General features: G+C 38.8%; 20 protein-coding genes. 11 read left to right on the forward strand and 9 right to left on the reverse strand.

The annotated features are described in order from the left end of the window. Window positions 1-59: 59 nt before the first annotated feature. Complete coding sequence (locus JTI58_RS00005; RefSeq protein ID WP_205444371.1) at window positions 60-1034, reverse strand: PstS family phosphate ABC transporter substrate-binding protein; 975 nt, start codon at window positions 1032-1034, stop codon at window positions 60-62. A 244-nt stretch (window positions 1035-1278) separates the two neighbouring features. Here JTI58_RS00005 and JTI58_RS00010 point away from each other — a divergent pair, with 244 nt between their 5' ends. Then, window positions 1279-1470, forward strand: a complete 192-nt coding sequence (locus tag JTI58_RS00010) for a hypothetical protein (protein WP_205444373.1) — start codon at window positions 1279-1281, stop codon at window positions 1468-1470. A gap of 623 nt (window positions 1471-2093) precedes the next feature. Here the strand turns inward: JTI58_RS00010 and JTI58_RS00015 are convergent. The 5 genes from JTI58_RS00015 to JTI58_RS00035 all read right to left on the reverse strand — a co-directional run bounded on the left by JTI58_RS00015 (window position 2094) and on the right by JTI58_RS00035 (window position 9488). Next, window positions 2094-3824: a methyl-accepting chemotaxis protein gene (locus JTI58_RS00015; protein ID WP_205444375.1), complete on the reverse strand. Its 1731-nt coding sequence runs from the start codon at window positions 3822-3824 to the stop codon at window positions 2094-2096. A gap of 219 nt (window positions 3825-4043) precedes the next feature. Then, on the reverse strand, window positions 4044-6248 hold the full coding sequence (locus JTI58_RS00020) for a peptidoglycan D,D-transpeptidase FtsI family protein (protein WP_205444376.1): 2205 nt from the start codon (window positions 6246-6248) through the stop codon (window positions 4044-4046). Window positions 6249-6529: 281 nt separating this feature from the next. Next, complete coding sequence (locus JTI58_RS00025; RefSeq protein WP_016995356.1) at window positions 6530-7135, reverse strand: superoxide dismutase; 606 nt, start codon at window positions 7133-7135, stop codon at window positions 6530-6532. Between the two features lie 175 nt (window positions 7136-7310). After that, the gene (locus JTI58_RS00030; RefSeq protein ID WP_205444378.1) at window positions 7311-7790 is read right to left on the reverse strand and encodes a DUF456 domain-containing protein; all 480 of its coding nucleotides are present in this window, start codon (window positions 7788-7790) and stop codon (window positions 7311-7313) included. A gap of 66 nt (window positions 7791-7856) precedes the next feature. Continuing rightward, complete coding sequence (locus JTI58_RS00035) at window positions 7857-9488, reverse strand: Na/Pi cotransporter family protein (protein WP_205444379.1); 1632 nt, start codon at window positions 9486-9488, stop codon at window positions 7857-7859. Between the two features lie 194 nt (window positions 9489-9682). On the opposite strand from JTI58_RS00035, the gene JTI58_RS00040 reads away from it, so the two are divergent. The 4 genes from JTI58_RS00040 (at window position 9683) to JTI58_RS00055 (ending at window position 12395) form a co-directional block, all read left to right on the forward strand. Continuing rightward, on the forward strand, window positions 9683-10201 hold the full coding sequence (locus JTI58_RS00040; RefSeq protein ID WP_205444381.1) for a DUF1189 family protein: 519 nt from the start codon (window positions 9683-9685) through the stop codon (window positions 10199-10201). A gap of 52 nt (window positions 10202-10253) precedes the next feature. Next, window positions 10254-10598, forward strand: coding sequence for a hypothetical protein (locus JTI58_RS00045; protein WP_205444383.1), 345 nt, complete (start codon window positions 10254-10256; stop codon window positions 10596-10598). A 96-nt stretch (window positions 10599-10694) separates the two neighbouring features. Continuing rightward, window positions 10695-11810 carry a flavodoxin-dependent (E)-4-hydroxy-3-methylbut-2-enyl-diphosphate synthase gene (gene ispG, locus JTI58_RS00050; RefSeq protein ID WP_155591574.1) on the forward strand — a complete coding sequence of 372 codons (1116 nt, stop codon included), beginning with the start codon at window positions 10695-10697 and terminating at the stop codon, window positions 11808-11810. Between the two features lie 12 nt (window positions 11811-11822). Further along, window positions 11823-12395 (forward strand): 5' nucleotidase, NT5C type, encoded by a 573-nt coding sequence (locus tag JTI58_RS00055; RefSeq protein ID WP_205444384.1) that lies wholly within the window; start codon window positions 11823-11825, stop codon window positions 12393-12395. 59 nt (window positions 12396-12454) lie between these two features. Here JTI58_RS00055 and JTI58_RS00060 read toward each other — a convergent pair whose 3' ends face one another. From JTI58_RS00060 to JTI58_RS25000, 3 genes are all read right to left on the reverse strand, one after another. Then, complete coding sequence (locus JTI58_RS00060) at window positions 12455-14542, reverse strand: methyl-accepting chemotaxis protein (RefSeq protein ID WP_205444385.1); 2088 nt, start codon at window positions 14540-14542, stop codon at window positions 12455-12457. Between the two features lie 159 nt (window positions 14543-14701). After that, window positions 14702-16789 (reverse strand): methyl-accepting chemotaxis protein, encoded by a 2088-nt coding sequence (locus JTI58_RS00065; protein ID WP_205444387.1) that lies wholly within the window; start codon window positions 16787-16789, stop codon window positions 14702-14704. Window positions 16790-16946: 157 nt separating this feature from the next. Beyond that, complete coding sequence (locus JTI58_RS25000) at window positions 16947-17075, reverse strand: hypothetical protein (protein ID WP_004227289.1); 129 nt, start codon at window positions 17073-17075, stop codon at window positions 16947-16949. 198 nt (window positions 17076-17273) lie between these two features. Here JTI58_RS25000 and JTI58_RS00070 point away from each other — a divergent pair, with 198 nt between their 5' ends. The 6 genes from JTI58_RS00070 to JTI58_RS00095 all read left to right on the forward strand — a co-directional run bounded on the left by JTI58_RS00070 (window position 17274) and on the right by JTI58_RS00095 (window position 21764). Then, a complete protein-coding gene (locus JTI58_RS00070) occupies window positions 17274-17759 on the forward strand; it encodes a hypothetical protein (protein WP_243456443.1) in 486 nt (161 codons plus the stop codon). 217 nt (window positions 17760-17976) lie between these two features. Further along, entirely contained in the window at window positions 17977-18318 is a 342-nt protein-coding gene (locus JTI58_RS00075; RefSeq protein ID WP_243456444.1) for a MerR family transcriptional regulator, read from the forward strand. A gap of 32 nt (window positions 18319-18350) precedes the next feature. Further along, window positions 18351-19685, forward strand: a complete 1335-nt coding sequence (locus JTI58_RS00080) for a hemolysin family protein (protein WP_205444390.1) — start codon at window positions 18351-18353, stop codon at window positions 19683-19685. A 92-nt stretch (window positions 19686-19777) separates the two neighbouring features. Continuing rightward, window positions 19778-20182 carry a hypothetical protein gene (locus JTI58_RS00085; protein ID WP_004227282.1) on the forward strand — a complete coding sequence of 135 codons (405 nt, stop codon included), beginning with the start codon at window positions 19778-19780 and terminating at the stop codon, window positions 20180-20182. A gap of 138 nt (window positions 20183-20320) precedes the next feature. Next, complete coding sequence (locus JTI58_RS00090; RefSeq protein ID WP_205444392.1) at window positions 20321-20770, forward strand: helix-turn-helix transcriptional regulator; 450 nt, start codon at window positions 20321-20323, stop codon at window positions 20768-20770. Between the two features lie 259 nt (window positions 20771-21029). Further along, window positions 21030-21764, forward strand: coding sequence for a metallophosphoesterase (locus JTI58_RS00095; protein WP_205444393.1), 735 nt, complete (start codon window positions 21030-21032; stop codon window positions 21762-21764). Window positions 21765-22055 lie beyond the last annotated feature (291 nt).

A 22055-nucleotide genomic window follows, 5' to 3' on the forward strand; every position in this document is an offset into this window, starting at 1 on the left:
GCTCCTTTCAAATAAGTGAGGGAAAGAGCATACATCTCTTTCCCTCTATGCATGTCTTCTTATTTTAAGCCTTCTAAAGTTTTTAAGCCTTCAGTATATTTTTCTTCAGGTAAACGAACATAGCCAACTGCTTCAGCCATATCGCCTGCGTTTTCAAGTGTAAATTTAATGAAGTCGTAGGCTGCTTCATTGTCCTTCATAGCACTATTTTTTACGTATGTGAATAGTGGGCGTGAAAGTGGTGTATATTCGCCACCTTCAATTGTTTCATTAGTTGGCTCTACTCCATTTACTTTTACAATGTTTAATTTATCTTTATTTTCAAGGTAGTAAGCATAACCGAAGAAACCGATAGCGTTTTTATCACCAGCCACACCTTGCACTAGCATATTATCATCCTCTGATAATGTTGCTGAGCTTACTAGATCCGCCCCATCTAAAATGACTTCATCGAAGTAATCATATGTGCCTGAATCCGTACCTGGTGAATAGTAAATGATTTTTTCATCTGGCCAAGATGGATCAATATCAGACCATTTTTTCTCTTTTCCATCTTCAACCCAAATTTTTTGTAATTGTTCTACAGTTAAATCCTTCGCCCAATCATTTTCCGGATTCACCACTACTGATAAACCGTCATATGCTAAAGCTAGCTCTGTAAAATCAATGCCCGCTTCTTCTAATTTCGTTTTCTCTTCATCTTTTATATTACGAGATGCATTTGAAAAGTCTGTTTCACCTGCGATGAATTTTTCAAAACCACCACCAGTACCAGAAACCCCCACTGATACTTTGACATCTGGTTGTGTACCTGCATACTCTTCAACAACTGCCTCAATGATTGGTGCTACTGTTGATGAGCCATCTCCAGCTACAGACCCTTGTAGCTTTTCATCAGCAGCTTCTTGTCCTGAGCTTGCTGGTGCGTTCGTTTCTGCATTGTTTCCATTTTGTGCAGAATCGCTACCACATGCACCTAGCATTAATGCAGAACCCATTACTGCTGTCATCGTTAAGTACTTCCACTTTTTCATCTCATTTGCCTCCGTCATGAACTGTTTTATAGTTATTTGTCTTACAATCTTTACTATAATGACTGATTGTTGAAGTCGTATAAACGGTTCGTAAAAGAGATGTAAAGGAATGTAATGCTTTGTAAACGATTGTAAAGATGCATTTACAATCGAAGAAACTTGCTTCCCATTGGAAAGGTGCTATAATAAGCAATTGTGTCAGGAAATATAATATTTTAATGATAAGGAGAGTTTGACCTTTGTCATGAAACATGCAAAAGTACAAAATGCCGATTATTTTAAAACATATTTATCATTAGTAATGGAACATCGGGACTTCACACTTCAAGAGGCGATTGATTTTATGGTAGCTTCTTATTTCTATCACAATATAGAACTTTATGGAGTAAAGCCAAGAGAGCAATTTGAATTAGCCATTCAGCACTTATCTGCGTAAAGGTACTAAATATGAAACAGGGGCGTTTTGCTATGCAAACGCCCCTTTCATGTTGTTGAAAAAAGATGATGTCAACGGCAGAAAAAGCAACTTTGCAAGGTGAGGGGTTGATTTCCGTTCCGCCAGCGTCCTTTCCAGGGGGCGTCCGAGGAGCCGCTTCACTCACTTGCGTTCGCTCCAGGGTCTCCTCTGTGACGCTAAATCCCCTAGGAGTGACGCTGGCTCCACTCCAATCAACCATGTGCAAAAGTGTCTTTTCCTTATCTTTCATACTAGCCGTAGCGATCAAAATAGCCCATGATTTGTATAATTAGATAGGCTCTTATTTTCAATGTAGTGACAACACCCCTTCATAAAGAGTAGTGAACACCTTCACTTTATTTGAAAACCTTTGCTAAAAAGGTAACACTTTTGTGGGTTGGAGTGGAGGGCTACTTGACTCCCGTGGGATCGCGAGACAGGCGAGCCTCTAAACGGAGCGGTAGCGGAGGAAGCGGCTCGGCGCTCGCCCACAGGAAAGCAAGTAGCCTGCAACGGAAATCCATTTCTACCTTTCAATTGACTGTTTTGTTTTTCAACACTAAGAAAGGGACGTTTTGCTATGCAAACGTCCCTTTCACTACTTATTTTAGTTTAAATTTTGCAACTGACTGATTGAGTTCATCAGCAATTTTGACAAGTTCCTCTGAATTGCGCACAATGTCAACGATTGCTATAGTGGATTTTTGAATAAGTGCCGATGTATTTTCCACCCCTGCCTGTGCCTCTTCTGTCACAGCAGCTACATTTTCAAGCGAATTATTCATATTACTACCACGTTCTGAAATACTTTGTACATCATGTGCAATACCATGAATTTGCTGCTGCATTTGTTCAACGGCTTCATAAATATGAGTGAAAGTTTTACCTGTTTCTCTTAATGTGTTTGTCCCTTTGTCTGCTTGCTGATATCCTTGTTCTAACAATTTCGTCACTTCACTGGATTCTCTTTGCACACCTGTAACTATAGCAGTAATATCGCCAATGGAGCTCTTTACCTCTTCCGCCAGCTTTCGTACCTCATCGGCTACAATCGCAAAACCTTTACCTTGTTCTCCCGCACGTGCTGCTTCAATGGCTGCATTTAACGCTAATAAGTTCGTTTGGTCTGCAATTCCTTCAATCACCTGCACTAAGCTCGAAATATCCCTTGTTTGATGGTCCAGTCTCTTTACTTGCTCCACCGAGTCCTCCACATTTTTATAAAGAATGGTTATTTGCTTTTCTGCCTCTATGATATGTTTATAGCCTTGGTCTGTTAATGCGAGAACATCTACAGACTCTGTATGTAGAACTGTGCCTTTTTGATTAGCATCGTCTATTTGAATAGTAAAATCCTTCATCATTTCCGAGATATCGACGGTTGCTATTGCTTGCTCCTCAGAACCTAATGCTAATTCCGTCATTGTTTTCTCTACAATATCATTCCCCTGTTTTATTTCCTCCATATGGCTTAATTGATTGCTAGACATGGAAGCAAGGTTGGAGGAATGTTGGTGAATGCCTTGAATAACCTGCCTTAAATGGTTGGTCATTTTTTGAAAAGCTATTGTTAAAGTGCCAATTTCATCTGATCTTGTTGTTTCAATAGTTGTTGATAAATCGCCTTCTCCAATTTTCCCCACCTGATCTGCCAGTTTTTTTATAGGGGCTACTAGATAGGAGCTCAAACTATAAACCGCAATCATACTCACTAGCAAGGCCACACCAATAAAGAGTATTAAATTTCTTTTTTGTGTCGCCATTTCTGCATAAATCGCTGTAGCATCTAAATCCGCACCAATAATTCCAATTACTTCGCCAGAGATTGCTTTTATGGGGATATAGGCTGAAATCAGTGCGCCATATGACGCTTCATTTGTCATTTCAATTTGCGCGCTGCCTGTTTCAAACGTTTTTTCAATTCGTGGCAAAATTTCTGGGCTGTCCTCATTTTCACCTAAAAGAGACTCATTGTCATCACCTACTGGTAAGCCATCTACCATATAAAAATAATCATATCCATTCGCTGTTTGATTACGTCCCATCGTATATAAATAGACAAGACCTGTTGACTCACGATAATCATTTAGCGTCTCTCGTAAATCATAATAGTATGTTAAATCTTGATCTGCTGCTAATGTGATTTCTTTTTCGTATCGATCTATATCGATTTTACTTAATGATTGCATGGCTATCGTTCCCGCTACATTGCTTAAAGATTCTTCAATTAACTGTACTGAAGAACGATAGGTCGACCATGCAATCAATATAGAAATAATGAACACTACTAGAGAAAAATAGAGCGTCATCTTTTTCTGTATACTCCCCCGCATCTCAACCACCCCTGTTGTTTTTATAGTGAATAGAAATCAACTAGCTCATATTCAATGACTTATCATTGCCATCATAAGCTACACATTCCATATTTACTTAAGGATTAGCGTAACATCATTTAAAATTCATGACTAGTCTTGAAAAGAGTAAAAATAAAAACGAATTTGGAAAATAAATTTTCCAAATCCGTTTTTATATTAGAGCATCTCAAATGCCCTTTATTCCTGCTCATCCTCACCAATTTTTTCTTCTGTAATCGCTGGTAAAATTGGCTGTTTTACATTGCTATCTGTCACTTTTTCAGCTTGGTATTTTGCTTTTAATTCAAAATACTTATCTAATGACCGTCTAGCAATGACATTATTTTGATAGTAGTGTGGAGCTAAATTTGTATTAACCCATGGGATAACAACTGCATAGGCAATTTCAGGATTTTCATATGGTGCAAAACCAACATGTGTTAAGTTAATCGTGTTTGTACCGTAGTGCTCACGTAATGGACCATAATAAACTACCTCTGCTGTCCCTGTTTTCCCTGCAGCTGAATAGGGAGCATCCGCAAATTGAGCTCGTGCTGTACCTTGATTACCCGTGTATACACGACGTAATCCTTGTTTTACATAATCGATCTCTTCTCTAGGATTATCAATTTGATTCAAAATAGTTGGTCCTATTTCTGTCACTAATTGGCCTAATTGTTTGCCATCTTGAGATGGATCACGAACCTGTTTCACAACATGTGGCTGAATACGATAGCCACCATTGGCAACTGTTGAAATATATTGCGCAAGTTGAAGTGGTGTATACGTATCATACTGACCAATAGCCAAGTCAAGTGTTTTACCACCCATTGTTGGACCTGATGGACCACGCACCCCACTAAATTCATTTGGTAAATCAATGCCTGTTTTCACACCTAATCCAAATTGCGCATAATTATTACGCATTTTTGAGAACGTATCGTCCTTTAAGCGTAATGGCATACCATAACTATAAGGTGTTCCATTAAGCAGCAACGCAATCTTAAACATATAGGAGTTGGAAGAACGTTCTAATGCCAACAGGTCATTCATTGGTACATAGCCATAACGGTTAAAAATAGACGCTTTAGGGTCAGTGCTAGCTAATTTAATAGGCTCATCCCCCATAGAAGTGCCCATGGATATAACGCCTTGATTGTAACCAGTAAGAACGGTCGCTGCTTTAACCGATGAACCTGCTTCATAAGCCGTTGTAAATGATCCATATGCATAGTCAACGACCATATTTTTTCCTGTTTCAGGATCTTTCTCTATTTTTTTACCAACCATCGATAAAATGTCGCCTGTATTTGGATCCATCATGATTAGGAAGGCACGGTCTAATAAATAGGAGCCTGGAAGTGCCTTTAAATTAAGCAATTCTTCTTCCACAATCTTATCCGTTTCCGCCTGTAACTCACTATCCAATGAAAGGATTAAATCTTTACCTGGCTCCCCTTCATAGGTTGTCACGGTGTCGACTACCTGGCCTTTTTTATTGGTAATGTTTTTAACAACGGTTTTTTGACCTTGTAGTAATTCTTCATATTGTGCTTCAATATAACTTTCTCCCACACGGTCATTACGTGAGTAGTCACGTGCTAAATAATAATTAAGCTTTTCTTTCGGTATCCCTTTTGTTGGGACCGTTGTTCGGCCAAGAATAGATAAAGACGATAATTTGACGCGTTTCCAATCTGTTGTTGTATTCACGCCTGGTAATTCTGTTAAACGCTCAGATACACGGGCAAATTCATCCGCTGATACATTTTCACTTTTAATAATTTGAGGAGATAAATTATAGCCAGATACCATCTCACGATAAATCGCTAATACTTCTAAATCTGCCTCTGTTAATTGTAAAAGTTCATCATTCGTTATACGTTCGCGTACCAGTTTATCAATTTCTGCATTGATTTGACTTGTTGTAATATTTTCTTGTGCTCGAATTTTATCCTCTTCTGCCTTCGTGATTTTTTCATAGGCAGCATCATGATTTTGTAGAATCCAGAAATCCTGTTTATCACGCAACGTGACACGCTTCGTTGGCTGTTCAATTAATTGCGCCAGCTTTTTCGCGATATCAAGCATCTCCTCTGTTGTGGTCGTTTGCATTTTCGTATACGTAATGGCATTTTCCGGGTGATTATCCACTAAAATACGTCCGTATCGATCATACATACGTCCCCTCGGCACACTTGTATTGACAGGTACCTCTTCTTTACGCTCTAAATCACGTACATAATCTTCCCCTTTGACGATTTGCATATAGCCAAGTCTAAAAATTAACATTGAAAATACGATAAATATTGCAAAGAAAAGGATATTCATACGAAATGTTAAATTAGAATGATGTTTTGCTTTAACACTCGCCGCGCGATTTTTTCCTGGTGCTTTGCGCATATGCATTCCCCTCCTCATCTTCTGATCATTTCAATACACGATACCTAGTATACCATTCGAAGGTATGACAGAAAAGCACGCACTTATGAATTCTTATGTAAAACATCATTTATTTGACGGTACTTTATGTAGAAAGGTTGCCCTATTTCACGCTCTCTATTTATTTAGGTTCCTCTATCCGTATATTTCTAGATTCTCTCCCTTATTTTTGCTGTTTTATCCAATAAAAAAAGGCTATGCCTCCGTGATTGCTCACTTTAGGCACAGCCGATTATTCATTTTTATTTTGCAGCTTGGAATTTAGCTTCCACTACATCCCAGTTTACTACGTTCCAGAAAGCACCGATGTAATCTGGACGACGGTTTTGGTAGTTTAGGTAGTATGCATGTTCCCATACATCTAAGCCTAAAACTGGTGTTTTACCTTCCATTACTGGAGAGTCTTGGTTTGGAGTAGACGTAACAGCAACTGAGTCACCATCAACGATTAACCAAGCCCAACCTGAACCGAAGCGAGTTGTAGCAGCTTTTGCAAATTCTTCTTTGAAAGCATCGAAAGAACCGAATTTAGCATCGATTGCTTTTGCAACTTCGCCAACTGGTGTATTTGAACCGCCTGGAGCGATTACTTCCCAGAATAATGTATGGTTAGCATGTCCGCCACCGTTGTTGCGTACAGCAGTTTGTTTGTCAGCTGGAAGAGCATCAAGGTTTGCGATTAAGTCGTTAATGTCTTTTTCTGCAAATTCAGTACCTTCTACTGCTGCGTTTAAGTTTGTTACATAAGTATTGTGGTGTTTAGAATGGTGAATTTCCATTGTTTTTGCATCGATATGTGGTTCTAATGCGTCATAAGCGTAAGTTAATTGTGGTAATTCGTAAGCCATTGTTAAGTTCCTCCCTAAAATAAGAAATAATTAGTACATCCTTAGATTATCAAAATTGGTCAAACCATTCAACGAAAAATACTTCAATTTGAAGATTTCAGCCTTTTGACTGAAATACCGATACGTTTACTATCTTACCCTTTCATCCAACACACTAAACCTTAAAAGCGAGGCATTAAATGGCGATAAAAAATACAATAATCATCACAATTTGAATAACGGCCTTTGCAACAGTAGATGTCAAAAAGCCAATTAAAGAACCCACACCACTTTTTACCGCCTCACTAAATGTACGTTTCTCAACGATTAGTTCAGCAATCACAGCCCCTAGAAATGGTCCGATTAAAATCCCTGCCACTGGGATAACAAATGGACCAATCAATAAACCGATGGTGCTGCCCCACATTCCCGCATTGGAACCACCAAACTTTTTAATGCCAAACGCATTTGCCACAGTATCTGCCCCAAATAACAACACGACAAATAGTATTTCAATGACCCAAAACCACCAGCTTAGCTCTGCGAATGAGAAAAATAAGCCATAGAGCAAAAATCCACCGACTAAAAACAGTACACCGGGAATTATCGGATATACTAAACCAATAAATGAAATCATAAAGCAGGCAATCACTAAAATCCAGCCAACAACTTCCATAACGTTTCTCTCCTTTAACGTGCATTGCCTTTCATACGGACTAACAAAGTGAAAAGTTTCATTTCATTAATGACGAATGCCTAAAATAGAATCTGCAATGTTGACTGCATGGTCTCCTATACGCTCTAGATTGCTAACGATATCCATATAAACAATTCCTGCCGCTCCACTACATTCATTCGTATTTAATCGTGCAATATGCTTTTGACGCAGTTTATCTTCCATATCATCTATCAAGCTTTCTAGCTCTGTTACTTCTTGAGCTAAACTTAAGCTTGCCGTATCCAATGCTTCTATACTTTTACGTACCGCCTCTATGGCTAAACTAAACATACCAATTAAATCTTGTCGTGCTGATTTACTTAAGCTTACCTCATGATGATCCTTGTATTGTAAAAGCTCTAATATATTTTCAAAGTGATCTCCAATTCGCTCAAAGTCTCTTACATTTGTTAGTAAGCTATGATGTCTCACTGAGTCTGCACGAGAAAGAGGCTGCTTAGACACCATTACTAAATAATCAGTAATTTCATTGTCTAGATGATTAAGGCCGACTTCTAGCTGTAGCACCGTTGGGATATGTTCCGCCTCTCCTGATTTCATATATAAAAAGGTTTCTTCCAACCCACGCAATGCATGTTCACCCATTCGCAATACCTCTTCTTTAGCTTGACCAAGCGCAATGGCAGGAGAGGCATCGATGAATGAAGGATCTAAATGCTTTGTTGTTACATTAATATTGCCATCATGTCCTGGTAGTAACTTCGTAACCAATGCTGCGAGTCCAGCAATAAATGGTAGTTGGATCATCATATTAAACACATTGAATGAGCCATGAGCAATGGCAATTTGCATGCGAGGCTCTAAATGAAATACCCCACTGATCCACTGTACATATTGCATAAACGGTGTAAACAATAACATGAAAATGATCGTTCCAATGACATTAAATAGCACATGAGCCGCTGCTGCGCGCTTAGCGTAAATAGAAGCACCAAGAGAAGCTAAAACAGCTGTAATGGTCGTGCCAATATTTTCACCGAATAAAATTGGTAAAGCACTATTTAAACCAATTAACTGTTCAGCATATAAACCTTGCAGCACCCCAACCGTTGCGGTAGAGCTTTGCACAAGTAAGGTGAAAATGGTTCCTAAAAATATGCCTAATATCGGTTGATTACTTAGGTGAAGCGTTAACGATGCAAAATCTGCAAGCTGATGTAACGCCTGCATACTAGCACTCATCAACTCTAGTCCTAAAAATAAACCGCCAAAGCCAAACAGAATTTGACCAATATGTTGATATGTTGCTTTCTTTAAGAAAAATAAACAGCCTGCACCAATTGCCAATAAAGGGTAAAAATAGAGTCCAATATTAATACCAATAATAAATGCTGTTATGGTAGTACCGATATTTGCCCCCATGATGACACCAATTGCTTGACGCAATGTTAAAAAACCAGCACTCACTAACCCTACAGTTATGACTGTTGTGGCAGAACTTGATTGTATGCAAATCGTTACAAATATCCCTACCAGGACACCCATAATCGGGTTTGTAGTAAAGCGATTTAACCATTCACGCAACCGATCATCCGCTGATTTTTGAAGCCCGTCTCCCATGAATTTAATGGAAAATAAAAAGACCCCTAACCCACCTAAAAACTGAAAGAGTATGCTTTGCCAATCTATTGTCAATTGTTTTCGCTCCAATTCCTACATCTCTACTACTCTAGTTCTAATCATTAAATGATTCCAAACAAAAAGTAAAGAATTCCTTTAACTTCTTTACATAATGTTAACATTTTAACATCAAGACCCTCCTCATTTATACTTCTTTCATATCTTGTCTTCTTTGAACATGTTAAAATATCGATTGGAGGAGATATAGCATGAAACACTCACAGCTTTTTATCGATAGTCTCATACATCCTAAAAAACTAGCAGCCTATCGTTTATTACCTATTGGAAAGGTTATTCAATATACTTTTCTACTTATTACCATTGTGTCCGTATTCTCTTTAGGTCGCTTTGCAGCAGGTATGTCTGTCGATACATTTGATATGGATAGTTTAACTGGTTTAACAGATTACATAGAGGGCATTAAATGGCTTTTATACCCATTCACCTTCCTAATGCTTTTCGTCGTGACAACAATGCTTATTTTTGCACAAATTGCCCTTTATGCTTTAGCAGGTTTATTTATCTTGAAAGCGATGAAGCGTCGAGGTGAATATCGCCACATCTGGAGAACAACTACTTTTGCTATCACTTGGGCAACGTTACTATCGATGCTAGCAGACTATTTGCCCGTTAACAGTACTGTTATCACTGTACTCTCTTTATTTTTAACCATTTCTCTATTAATTGTGGCCTTTACAAAATATCCAAAACAACCAAATATAAAATAATGTGCATGAATCCCCTCTCTTCTCAATATAGTGTAGAAAAGGAGGGGATTTTTTGCGCGCATTCATCTTAACAACTATCATCATCGTAATTGCCTTTGTCGTCAAAGTAGATTTAACAGAAGGGTCCATCCCGCTTGCGGCTTTATCCACAAAGAGCTCAGAAAATGGACTTTGTGAAAAACAGCGTGAGCCAAATTATATTACCGTACAAACGATTGAAGGAGATACCGTCCATAGTTTATTTGCCCTACACCCTGCAAAAGTTCCCATGACCTTTCCAGAACGCTTACAACTTTTTTACAACTTAAACCCACACTTACAATTACAAGCACTAGTTCCAGGTGAAAATATCAAGCTCCCTCTCTCGTTTGAGCTTGAAAACAATTGCGGAAAATGAAAAGTTAGCGTTTCTTCCTTGTCCTTATTTTCTTACACTGCTAAAATAAATGACAGTGACGGCTGAAAATAGTGGCCCGAAAAGGAGAGAAAGTTAATGAGTGAAATTTGTCACCGTTCAAATACGCGTCCGGTGCGTGTCGGTAACTTAACAATTGGTGGTAGTAATGAATTATTCATTCAAAGTATGTGTACAACCAAAACACATGATGTAGAAGCAACAGTTGCAGAAATTCTGCGTCTTGAGGAAGCGGGCTGTCAAATTGTTCGTGTTGCTGTACCAGATGAACGTGCAGCGGATGCGATTGCCGAAATCAAAAAACGTATTCATATTCCATTAGTAGCTGATATTCATTTTGATTATAGATTAGCATTAAAAGCCATTGAAAATGGTATCGATAAAGTACGTATTAATCCAGGTAATATTGGTCGTAAAGAAAAAGTGGAAGCTGTTGTCAATGCAGCCAAAGCGAAAGGTATACCCATTCGTATTGGTGTAAATGCCGGTTCATTAGAGCGTCATATTTTAGAAAAATACGGCTACCCTACAGCTGATGGTATGGTTGAATCTGCACTACACCATATTAAAATTTTGGAAGACTTGGACTTCCACGATATTATCGTGTCAATGAAGGCATCTGATGTTAATCTTGCTATTGAAGCCTATGAAAAAGCGGCTAAAGCCTTTAATTATCCGCTCCATTTAGGAATTACAGAGTCAGGGACATTATTTGCGGGTACTGTTAAATCAGCAGCAGGTCTTGGAGCCATCCTCTCAAAAGGCATTGGGAACACATTACGTATCTCCCTTTCTGCTGACCCTGTAGAAGAGATCAAAGTAGCACGAGAACTATTAAAATCATTTGGCCTCGCTTCTAATATGGCCACCCTGATTTCTTGTCCAACATGTGGACGCATTGAAATTGATTTAATTTCTATCGCAAATGAAGTAGAGGAATATATTTCAAAATTAAGTGTACCTTTAAAAGTAGCTGTTCTAGGCTGTGCAGTAAACGGTCCTGGGGAAGCACGAGAAGCAGATATCGGTATCGCCGGTGCTCGTGGTGAAGGCTTACTATTTATGAAGGGGAAAACAGTTCGTAAAGTGCCAGAAGAAACAATGGTGGAAGAACTGAAGAAAGAAATTGATAAATTAGCAGCAGAAATGGAAGAAAAACGTGCAGCGGAAGAAGCACAAAAAGCGAATGCCTAAGGAGGTGCTAGCATGAAAAAGCCCCGCTTTGGTATTGATATTGATGGGACTGTGACATGTCCAAGTACACTCATTCCACATATTAATAAACAATACAATGTAAATATTACGCTGGACGATGTTTGTGAATATGATTTTTTATCTGCCTTTCCACACCCTATTGACCGAAGTGCCTTTAATACTTGGTTTAAGGAAAATGAGCCTTATATGTACGAAGTCTCTGAGGTGGCAAAAGATGCAAGAAATATTTTAACCGCTTGGAAAAATAATTTTGAGCTGTATTATATTTCTGCACGAGGTGAAAATGTTGCAGACATCACGGTCAATTGGTTTCATACGCAAGCTATACCATACGATCATATTGAGCTTCTCGGCAGCCATGATAAACTAGCTGCTGCTAAAAAACATCATGTAGAAGCTTTCTTTGAGGATAAGCACGATAATGCGGTGATGCTGGCAGAGGAATTAAAAATACCTGTTGTGTTATTTGATACACCATATAATCGTCTTGCTGTTCCTAATAATGTTGTAAGGGTCTATAACTGGCAGGAAGCGAATCAATTTATTACACAATTTTTTAAATAAGTAGAAGAGCTGTTGGCAAGGTTGGATGAAAACTTCACCTTGTCAACAGCTCTTTCCATTTAATATTGAAATTTAGCTAGCGCTCCCTGTAAAGAGTCCGTCATAGCTGCCAATTGCTGGGCTTTACGATTGATGTCATGAACCGCTAAATTTTGCTGTTCCATCGTTGCCAATAGCTCCTCTGTTCCTGCTGAGGATTGCTGGCTGACAGCCGTCATATTTTCCACTGCACGCACAACTTCCTGCGTCTCCCTTTGAATGACACTAGAGGCAGCTGTCACATTATCAATTTGCGCTACTGTATCGACTATATGGCGTAAAATCGCATCAAGTGCCTGTTTATTGGCATCAATATACTGTGTGTTGGTTTGCACAGCTAAGACAACACTTTGCATAGCATCACTGGCCTTAGCCGCTTCCCTGACAACCATATCAATAATTAAGGCAATTTGGCTTGTTGACTTGGCTGATTCTTCTGCAAGCTTTCGTACTTCCTCTGCTACTATAGAGAAGCCCTTGCCATGCTCACCTGCACGAGCCGCTTCTATCGCCGCATTCAGTGCTAATAAATCCGTTTGACCTGCGATAGCATTAATGACTTGTAAAATACGATTAATTTCTGTTGATTGGTCACTGAGCTGTTGGACAACCGTAGCTGTCAGTGACACTTTTTCAGACATTGCCTCCATCCCTTGAATGGACTGCTCTGCATGAACCAACCCTTGTTTAGATGACGCTGTTGTTAGCTGAGAATCCTGTAGCATTTCCTCAATTGCCATTTGAATCGCTTGCAGTTTCTGCTCAACCTCCTGTGTGACCCCCAATGTGGTAGACGCTTGTTCGGCTTGTAAGGTAGCACCTGTCGCCAGCTCACTTGTTGTCGTCAACACCTGTTCGATACTGATGCTCATATCATTGGTAGAAGAACGTAATTCACCGCTGTATACATTCACCTGATTGGAAATATGTGTAGCCGCTTGTAACAGCTCGCGCATATTGTCTGTCATATGATTCATGGCATGTGCAAGCTCACCAATTTCATCCTTCGAACGAATCTGTAACGGCTCCACGGCTAAATTTCCTGCAGCAATGGTTTTGACCTGTTCCACTGTCTGAACCACTGGTTTTACGATCTTTTGAGCTATCCAAGTAATGGCTACAACTAACACAATAATACCAATAATGGCCAGTAGTATTGACAGCCACATCGCTTCACTTGCGGCTGCCATTACCTCATCGGAAGGAATAATTACCTGCAATGCCCACGGTGTCGCTGTTTGACCAATTTGAATAGGTGAAATCGCAATAAAGGAAGGTTTTTGTAAATAAGATGAATAATCCTCTACTATATAGGATTTGCCCTGTTCAACGGCAGTCAAAATTTCATCTGAATTTTTATATTTTGCCGTTTCAGCTACCGGCCTATTGACATAATCAGGAGAGGGATGGGAAACAAACATCCCTTTATGTGACACAATGGCACTATACCCTGTATCATATAGGACAATTTCATTATTAATAGCTACCAATGTTGCTAAGCTTATATCAACCCCAACAATACCAACGACCTTGCCATCTATTTGAATAGGAATAGCCGTAGAAGTCATCAATACCTCTTGTCCATCAATTGGGTAAGAAAGCGGCTCTAAAATAACCTCTTGCTTCAGCGTTTTAGGTAATACATAATAATCACTTGTTTCATAGTCTTCAAGCGGAGCGACCGTCACATCATTGTTGCTACGTGCCCAATAGGGAAGGAAGCGACCTGATGCATCATGCCCCTCCATATTGGCAAAGTGAGCATCTTGTCCATCAAAGGCATTTGGCTCCCAAATCGTCCAAACCCCTAGAAAGGTGTTATTTTGTTCAAGTAATTGTTTGAACATGTCGTTTGCTAAATCACGATCTCCCTTATGATTGGCTACCATCGTTTGGAGATTAGAGGCTAATGTCCTCGCTGTATCCATCGCATAATCAAGTTCCATCTGCATTTTATATGCACTTTCAGACGCACGCGATTGAGCAAGCTGTCGTGCATCATCCACTGCTAATGAATTAGTTTTTACAATATTGACACTTAAAATAATGATGAAAACAATCATCATTGTAGATAATGTTGTCAGTAAGATTTTATGTAGTAATTTCACATGTACCAGCTCCTGCCTATAGCAACTAAATAAATAATAGCATTTATGCACCAATAAATAACTTAAAATTCAGAAAAATAATCCACATAGAAATCAACTTACAATATAGCCGCATGTTATCCCGTTGTACAAAAGATGACACGCAGCTACTGCTGTCCATTAGTAATGGAATTTTGCTAGTGTTTGTTGTAAGGAGTTTGTCATGGCTGTTAAGCTTTCTGCCATACTTTGCAGCTCATGAACCGCGGTATTTTGCTGCTCCATCGTTGCTAATAGCTCCTCTGTTCCTGCTGAGGATTGTTCGCTAACGGCTGTCATATTTTCTACTGCTCGTACTACCTCTACTGTTTCCTTTTGAATTAAATGAGAGGCAGTTGTCACTTCGTCAATTTGCGCTACTGTATCAACGATATGCTGTAAGATGGTATCAAGTGCTTGTTTATTGGCATCAAGATACTGTGTGTTGGTTTGCACAGCAGCCACGACATTTTGCATAGCATCGCTTGCTTTCACAGTCTCTTTCACAACTGTATCTATAATCGCTGCAATTTGACTTGTCGATTTGGCGGATCCCTCCGCAAGTTTGCGTACTTCCTCCGCTACGACAGAGAAGCCTTTCCCATGCTCACCTGCGCGAGCAGCCTCTATCGCCGCATTCAGTGCTAATAAATCCGTTTGACCTGCAATGGCATCGATTACTTGTAAAATACGATTAATTTCAGTCGATTGGTCACTGAGCTGCTGGACAACAGATGCTGTTAATGTGACTTGCTCCGCCATCGCCTCCATGCCTTGAATCGATTGTTCCGCATGAACCAGCCCTTGCTTGGATGCCTGCGTTGTCTGCTGAGAGCGATGCGTCATTTCTTTAATTGCCACTTGAATAGCTTGCAATTTCTGCTCAACCTCTTGCGTTACGCCTAATGTTAGGGCTGCTTGCTCGGCTTGTAAGGTTGCTCCTGTTGCCAACTCACCTGTTGTTGTTAGCACTTGGTCGATACTAACACTCATATTAGTTGTAGAGGACATGAGTCGATCACTATAGGCACTCGCCTGATTTGAAATTTGCGTCGCTTCTTGAATCAATGTTCGTGTATTACTTGTCATGATATTGACAGCCTTTGCTAAATGGCCAAGCTCGTCCTTGCTATCCTCTGCTAATGGTTCCACTGCTAAATTTCCATCTGCTACTGCTTGTACTTGTGCCACTGCCAATACAATAGGTCGAACAATTCGGCGAATAAGCCATGTTAACACGATTAAAAGATAAATCATACCAGCAACACCTATGATAACCATTGTCCATGTTAGCTTTGTTGTTTGTGCTAATACTTCTTGAGTCGGTACTGTGACCAGCAATGACCACGGTGTCTCAGTTTTCCCAATGTGAATGGGAGCAGTGACAATATAGCTATCCTCTTGTAAATAGCTTGAAAAATCCTGGATAACGGAAGACTTGCCCTGCTGAATGGCTGTTTGGATCTCTTTTATATATGTATAGTGTTCTTGCTCAGCAAGTGGCATTGTCACATAATCATTGTTTGGATGTGTCACAAACATGCCATTATTCGAGATAATCGAGCCATAGCCATTATCAAATAATTTTACTTGTTGGCTTAGTTGAGCTAATGCTTCTAAACTCATATCCACGGCCACGATGCCTTTAAATTCATTGTCAATCGTAACAGGCACAATGATGGACGTTAATAGCACATCCTTACCAGCGACAGGATAAACAAATGGTTCCAAAATCATTTCCTGCCCTTTTTGTTTCGGTAAAAGATAAAAATCAGACGTATCATAATCTACAATAGGAGAATGAACGATCCTATCGCCATCGCGCGTCCAGAATGGAACATAGCGTCCTGTTGTATCATGTCTATCTGTATTGACGTATATTTCATCTTGCCCGTCAAAGGCATTAGGCTCCCATACAGACCAAACACCCATAAATTGCTCATTATTATTCAAAATACGTTGGAACATAGCATCTGTTAAAGCACGATCAGCCTTTTGTTCTTCCACCATTGTCGTTAAATTGGCTGCAAGCGTACGTGCTGTATCCATTGCATAATCCAGCTGAATTTGAATCTGATAGGCATTATCAGATGTTTCTGCCTGTGCCATTTTTTGAGCTGTTTCTATCGTTAAATTTTTTGTTTGATAAATATTCACAGCTGTTATAACTGCAAATACGACAAATACCGTTCCAATGACAGTGGCAAGTATTTTTCCCAATAAATTCATATGTATCATCCCCCTTTAGATAGAAAGTAATAGAGAAGTAACCAATTAAGCTAATTATAGCATTAGTTACTATGAGTAAAGTATCTAAATCGGAGGGATATATGTCTTTTTTATAGATAAAAACTCCTGTTTCCAGGAGTTTTTACAGTACAGCTCACTATATGTCAAGTATGCCTCGTAGCCAACGCTCCACAAAGTTTTCAAACGTAATACCATAATTATCATAAACAGCATGATAAACAAAATATGTTCCTAATCGATCAAGCATTTCATCATTAATTTTCATCACACACCGCTCCCATTCGCTTGAAATTTTACTAAATTTTCAGACTTCTATTCTTCCCAAATGCCGAACAATCAAGTGGAGGTCGCATCGTTGCAAAACCGTCACAATCTGCCGCCTTCATGCCCTTTCTTCGTATTTTTCTTTTCGTTAAGATAGTAATAACAACTTACTAGACTGGAGGGACTACTTGTGAAATGGATGACAAAAGTAGCTTGTATCACATGCATCTGCGCACTACTTTCTGGCTGTGGTAATCGATTATCAGAAATTAAAGATGCTGCTTCAGGCATCAATTCAGCTGCTAATTCCGCAGCTAGTGCAGTTAGTCGAGATGTCCATGTAATACGTGCTCTAGACATTAACTATAAAGATACATCGTTTACGGTTAATGACCTATTTAAAACTATTTTACGTGACATACGCTGGGATTATGACCTTGAAAAAAATGAGCTACATGTGAGAGGTACTTGGCAGTCTCCACTATTTTCTGATCAGGCATGGAGTGAAGAGATGAAAGAAAAGCTTGCTGAATCAGGCTTTGTAACTGTTACCTGTAAAATAATTGATGACAAAATTGATAGCCAGCACACGAACGTAACGCTTACATATAATGAAGAAGTTCTCTTACAAAAAAATGGTGAGGAAGCACTCCATCACCTCTATGATACTTATTTACTTCCGTAAACCTAGTAACGTCTCTACCATTTAATCCTGGTAGAAACGTTTTTTTTTTTGCAAAGAAATTTTATAATTTCGAAATATTAGAGGCTATCATTTGAATAAACTAAAACCATCACGTTATAATCAAAGTATCACGTGATGGTTTGGAGGTGTTTGCATTGGGACAGAGAAATTAAAAATTGGCGAGCTTGCAGAAAAAACAGGCATTACTAAACGAACAATCGACTACTATACGAACATTGGTTTGCTAGATGCAGAACGTTCTGCAACAAATTATCGCTACTATGACCCAGCCATGATTAAACGGCTTCAATTTATTGAACAGCGCAAACAACAGGGGCTTTCACTCGTACAAATCCAACATGAGTTAAACATCACACCCTATGAAGAAATCGATGTACAAGTGCTTCGTTTAAAAATGCAAGATTTAGAGCATGATGTCACTTCTCTGCTAGCACAAATGAACAAGCAAGATGATAATAAAATTGAAACGATTAAGAAAAATGTTTCACCCGAAAGTATTGCATTGATGCAATCCTTATTATTACTCATTCATAATTAGGAGGTGACGTTCTGTTTTTACAGAACGACTATTTGGAGACCATAATAAACCTATCGATTTTTACCATTTTATTAGCTTTAACAGGCTTTTTCGTGGCAACAGAATTTGCCATTGTAAAAGTACGTTCCTCAAGACTTGATCAACTGGTTGCAGAAGGCAATAAAAAAGCAATTGCTGCTAAGCATGTTGTTCAACATTTAGACGAATACTTATCAGCCTGTCAATTAGGAATTACTGTAACAGCTCTTGGTATCGGGATGGTTGGTGAAAAAACATTTGAATTTATGCTTCACCCGCTATTCGAAATGATCGGCATTTCCGATAAGTATATGACGATCTTTACAATTGGAACAGCCTTTGCCATTGCAACGTTTTTACATGTAGTGGTCGGCGAGCTAGCCCCAAAAACGGCAGCTATTCAAAAAGCTGAATCCATTACACTTCTTTTCGCAAAACCAATTATGTTTTTCTATAAAATCATGTATCCATTTATTTGGTTCTTGAACGGCTCTGCACGCGTGTTAGTTGGTTTATTCGGCATGAAACCTGCTAGCGAACATGAGCTTTCTCATACAGAGGAAGAATTGCGATTATTACTGTCTGAAAGCTTTAAAAGTGGTGAAATCAATAAATCTGAGCTCAAATATGTCAATAACGTCTTCGAATTTGACGAACGTATTGCGCGCGAAATTATGGTTCCCCGAACAGAAATTGTTGGAATTGAACAAAATGAATCATTCACCAATATTATTCATTACATTGCGGCTGAAAAATATACGCGTTACCCGATCTATGATGGTGACCGAGATAATATATTAGGTTTCATCAATGCCAAAGAACTATTAACGCATGGTCTACTTGAACAACTGACAGACGACTCATTAGTTCTGGAGGATTTCATTAACCCTGTCATTCGAGTAATTGAAACCATTCCAGTCCAAGAATTACTTGTACGTATGCAAAAAGAACGAATCCATATGGCCATCCTCATGGATGAATATGGTGGCACATCTGGTCTAGTAACAGTTGAAGATATATTAGAAGAAATTGTTGGTGAGATTCGAGATGAATTTGATGATGATGAAATTGCGGATATTCGAAAAATTACAGATCATCACTATTTATTAAATGCAAAGATGCTTGTGGAAGATGTGGAAAATCTATTAAACATTACGCTGGATGCCGAAGAAGTGGAAACATTAGGTGGTTGGTTCTTAACCGTGAATAACGGCATTAAAGCATCAAAAAATATTGAGCTAGGCTCCTACATTTTTAGCATCTATGAGCAACAAGGTCATCAAATTCATTATATTGAGGTACGTCCTCTTCGGAAAAATCTCTCTCTCAAAACAGAGGTTCAATCGTAATAGTATGAAACAGGTATTCCTTATTCCATTATTAGCCATTTCACTATATAATGAATAGAGAAAAATGATTCTAGTTGCAGGGGGCCATACACATGACATTATTTAAGCTATATCATTCAGATGGTATTCACATTATTACTGACGTAAAAAAACACAAAACAAATATTGAATTAAAAACAATCACGGGAGAAGTTCTATTTATTATCGTGGTAACAGATGAAAATTACACAGTCTACGATGATCGTTTTGCAGGCGCATCTAAGCAATTAAATTCTGTTGAAGCTTTCGATATTGATGGGAGTTTTCGTAGTTTAGATTTCGATAATATGCGCTCCTTATTTAAAGAATCTTTTACAAAGCTATTACAAGAGATTGCCGTGTGTGTTAAAAATAAAGAGGAGCTTGTAGATATTGATACACTTCGCCATAAAGTAAGTGCACAGATTAAAGGCATCCACTTCAGGGTGATCTCTGATACGAAAAAATATGAGATTTAACATCCGATAGACTGTCCATTATGGGCAGTCTGTTTTAATTTTAGTCCATCTCCTCACCTTCCCATGTTGAAAGAAAAACACGCATCTTTACTTTCATGTATAATGGAATTTAACAATCTGAAAATAAGGGGTGTTAGGATGAATCGTGAACAATTAATCACACTCGTTTCAGAAAAACTGAAATTAATCCGTACAGAAAAATCTTTTACACAGGATCAAATGAGTGATTTACTAGGACTATCCAAAAAAACACTTGTCCAAATTGAAAAAGGTCGAATACTAGCCGGCTGGACAACCACTGTCACTGTTTGCACATTGTGTCGGGACAGCACGATATTACAGCACGAGCTTGGTGGTGATCCATTAGAGGTTGTGGATTTAATCGCGAATAATGGAACATTGCAGCCAAAAGAAAAAACGATGGGTGGATACATATGGTGGAAAAACATTCAGGAGCACGGTGGTTTTCGACTACAGCAAAACGTCATCAGTCAGCATTTCCGCATTTTAGACAGCCATAATTTTCGCCTAATTTCAACATTTGATGAGCAAATAGCAAAGCAAGCATGGGAAAAACTACAAATCTAATCTTACTATTGAACAGTAGAAGCATTGCTATTTGCTTCTGCTGTTACGTTCCCCCCTTTCCTTCCTCTCATAAGTCATCCTCTCTAGACAAATGAATAAAGATATAAAATCACCTATCATATGATAAAAATAGTAGTAAGAGAATTATTTCTCTAAAATTTCTATGGAAAAAGCCAGGAGAAGCTGGAAAAGTCGAAATTTGTAGAATAATTCTCTATACTTAAGGGTAAAGCTGTACTATTAGAAAGGATGCTCGTAAATGAAGCGAATACTAGCAATTAGTGATATACATGGAGAATTAGGGCTGCTGGAAGAATTACTATTAAAAGCAAACTACGACCCAATGAACGATCAGCTTTTTTTACTAGGTGATTACATTGATAGAGGGCCCTCTTCTAGTGGTGTGTTAAATTTAGTGAGTGAATTACAGGCAAAGGGTGCACGCGTTTTGCTAGGCAATCATGAGGCGATCATGCTCAATGCATGCCGTTCAGGCCTTGCTAAACCATGGAACCATTGGGTAGGGCTTTGTGGTGGAGAGGCAACATTAGCAAGCTATGGCTACCAGCTAGAAGACTTTGAGGAAGCGATCCAAAGTAATACTTTGCCTAGCTTTATTAAAACATTGCCGAAGCTCGAAGAACATTTACAGTTAATCGAGACGTTTGAAATATACATTGAATTAGAGGATGCTATTTTTGTCCATGGTGGCGTTGTACCAGATGTTGCGATAGCCGAAACTGACCCCATGCGCTTACTTTGGATTCGCGAGGAATTTCATGCCGGCTATCAAGGGAAAAAAACGGTTATCTTCGGCCATACTCCTACCTATAACCTACACCACAATCCAACTGATTATCGTGTCTATTTCGGAGAAAATAATATTATTGGCATAGACGGTGGGGCTGTGTTTGGTGGACAGTTACATGCATTCGAATGGCCAAGTCGCCAAATCATTTCAGTCGATAATGAAAAAACAACAAATATACTCTGAAGAATGTATTCTAAAACCATAGTAGCAAAAGATTGTCTTTCATGTTACACATTAGCAAGAGCTTGCCCAATGACCGATTCTTGCTGAACAGTATACGAAAACAAATGGGTTACAGCTCATGTTGAATCATTTAAGTAGTAAAAAATGACAGCTATTTGTAAACATTATTCCTATTAATGATAGTTAGAATTAGGAAAATAGTGAATTGGTATATAATGTTGAATAGTGTATTATCAAATCAGTACATCACTAAAATAATAGTGGTGTGCTTTTTTATTTGTAGACCACTTG

This window comes from Lysinibacillus fusiformis, from assembly GCF_016925635.1.
GTDB classification, from domain to species: domain Bacteria; phylum Bacillota; class Bacilli; order Bacillales_A; family Planococcaceae; genus Lysinibacillus; species Lysinibacillus fusiformis_F.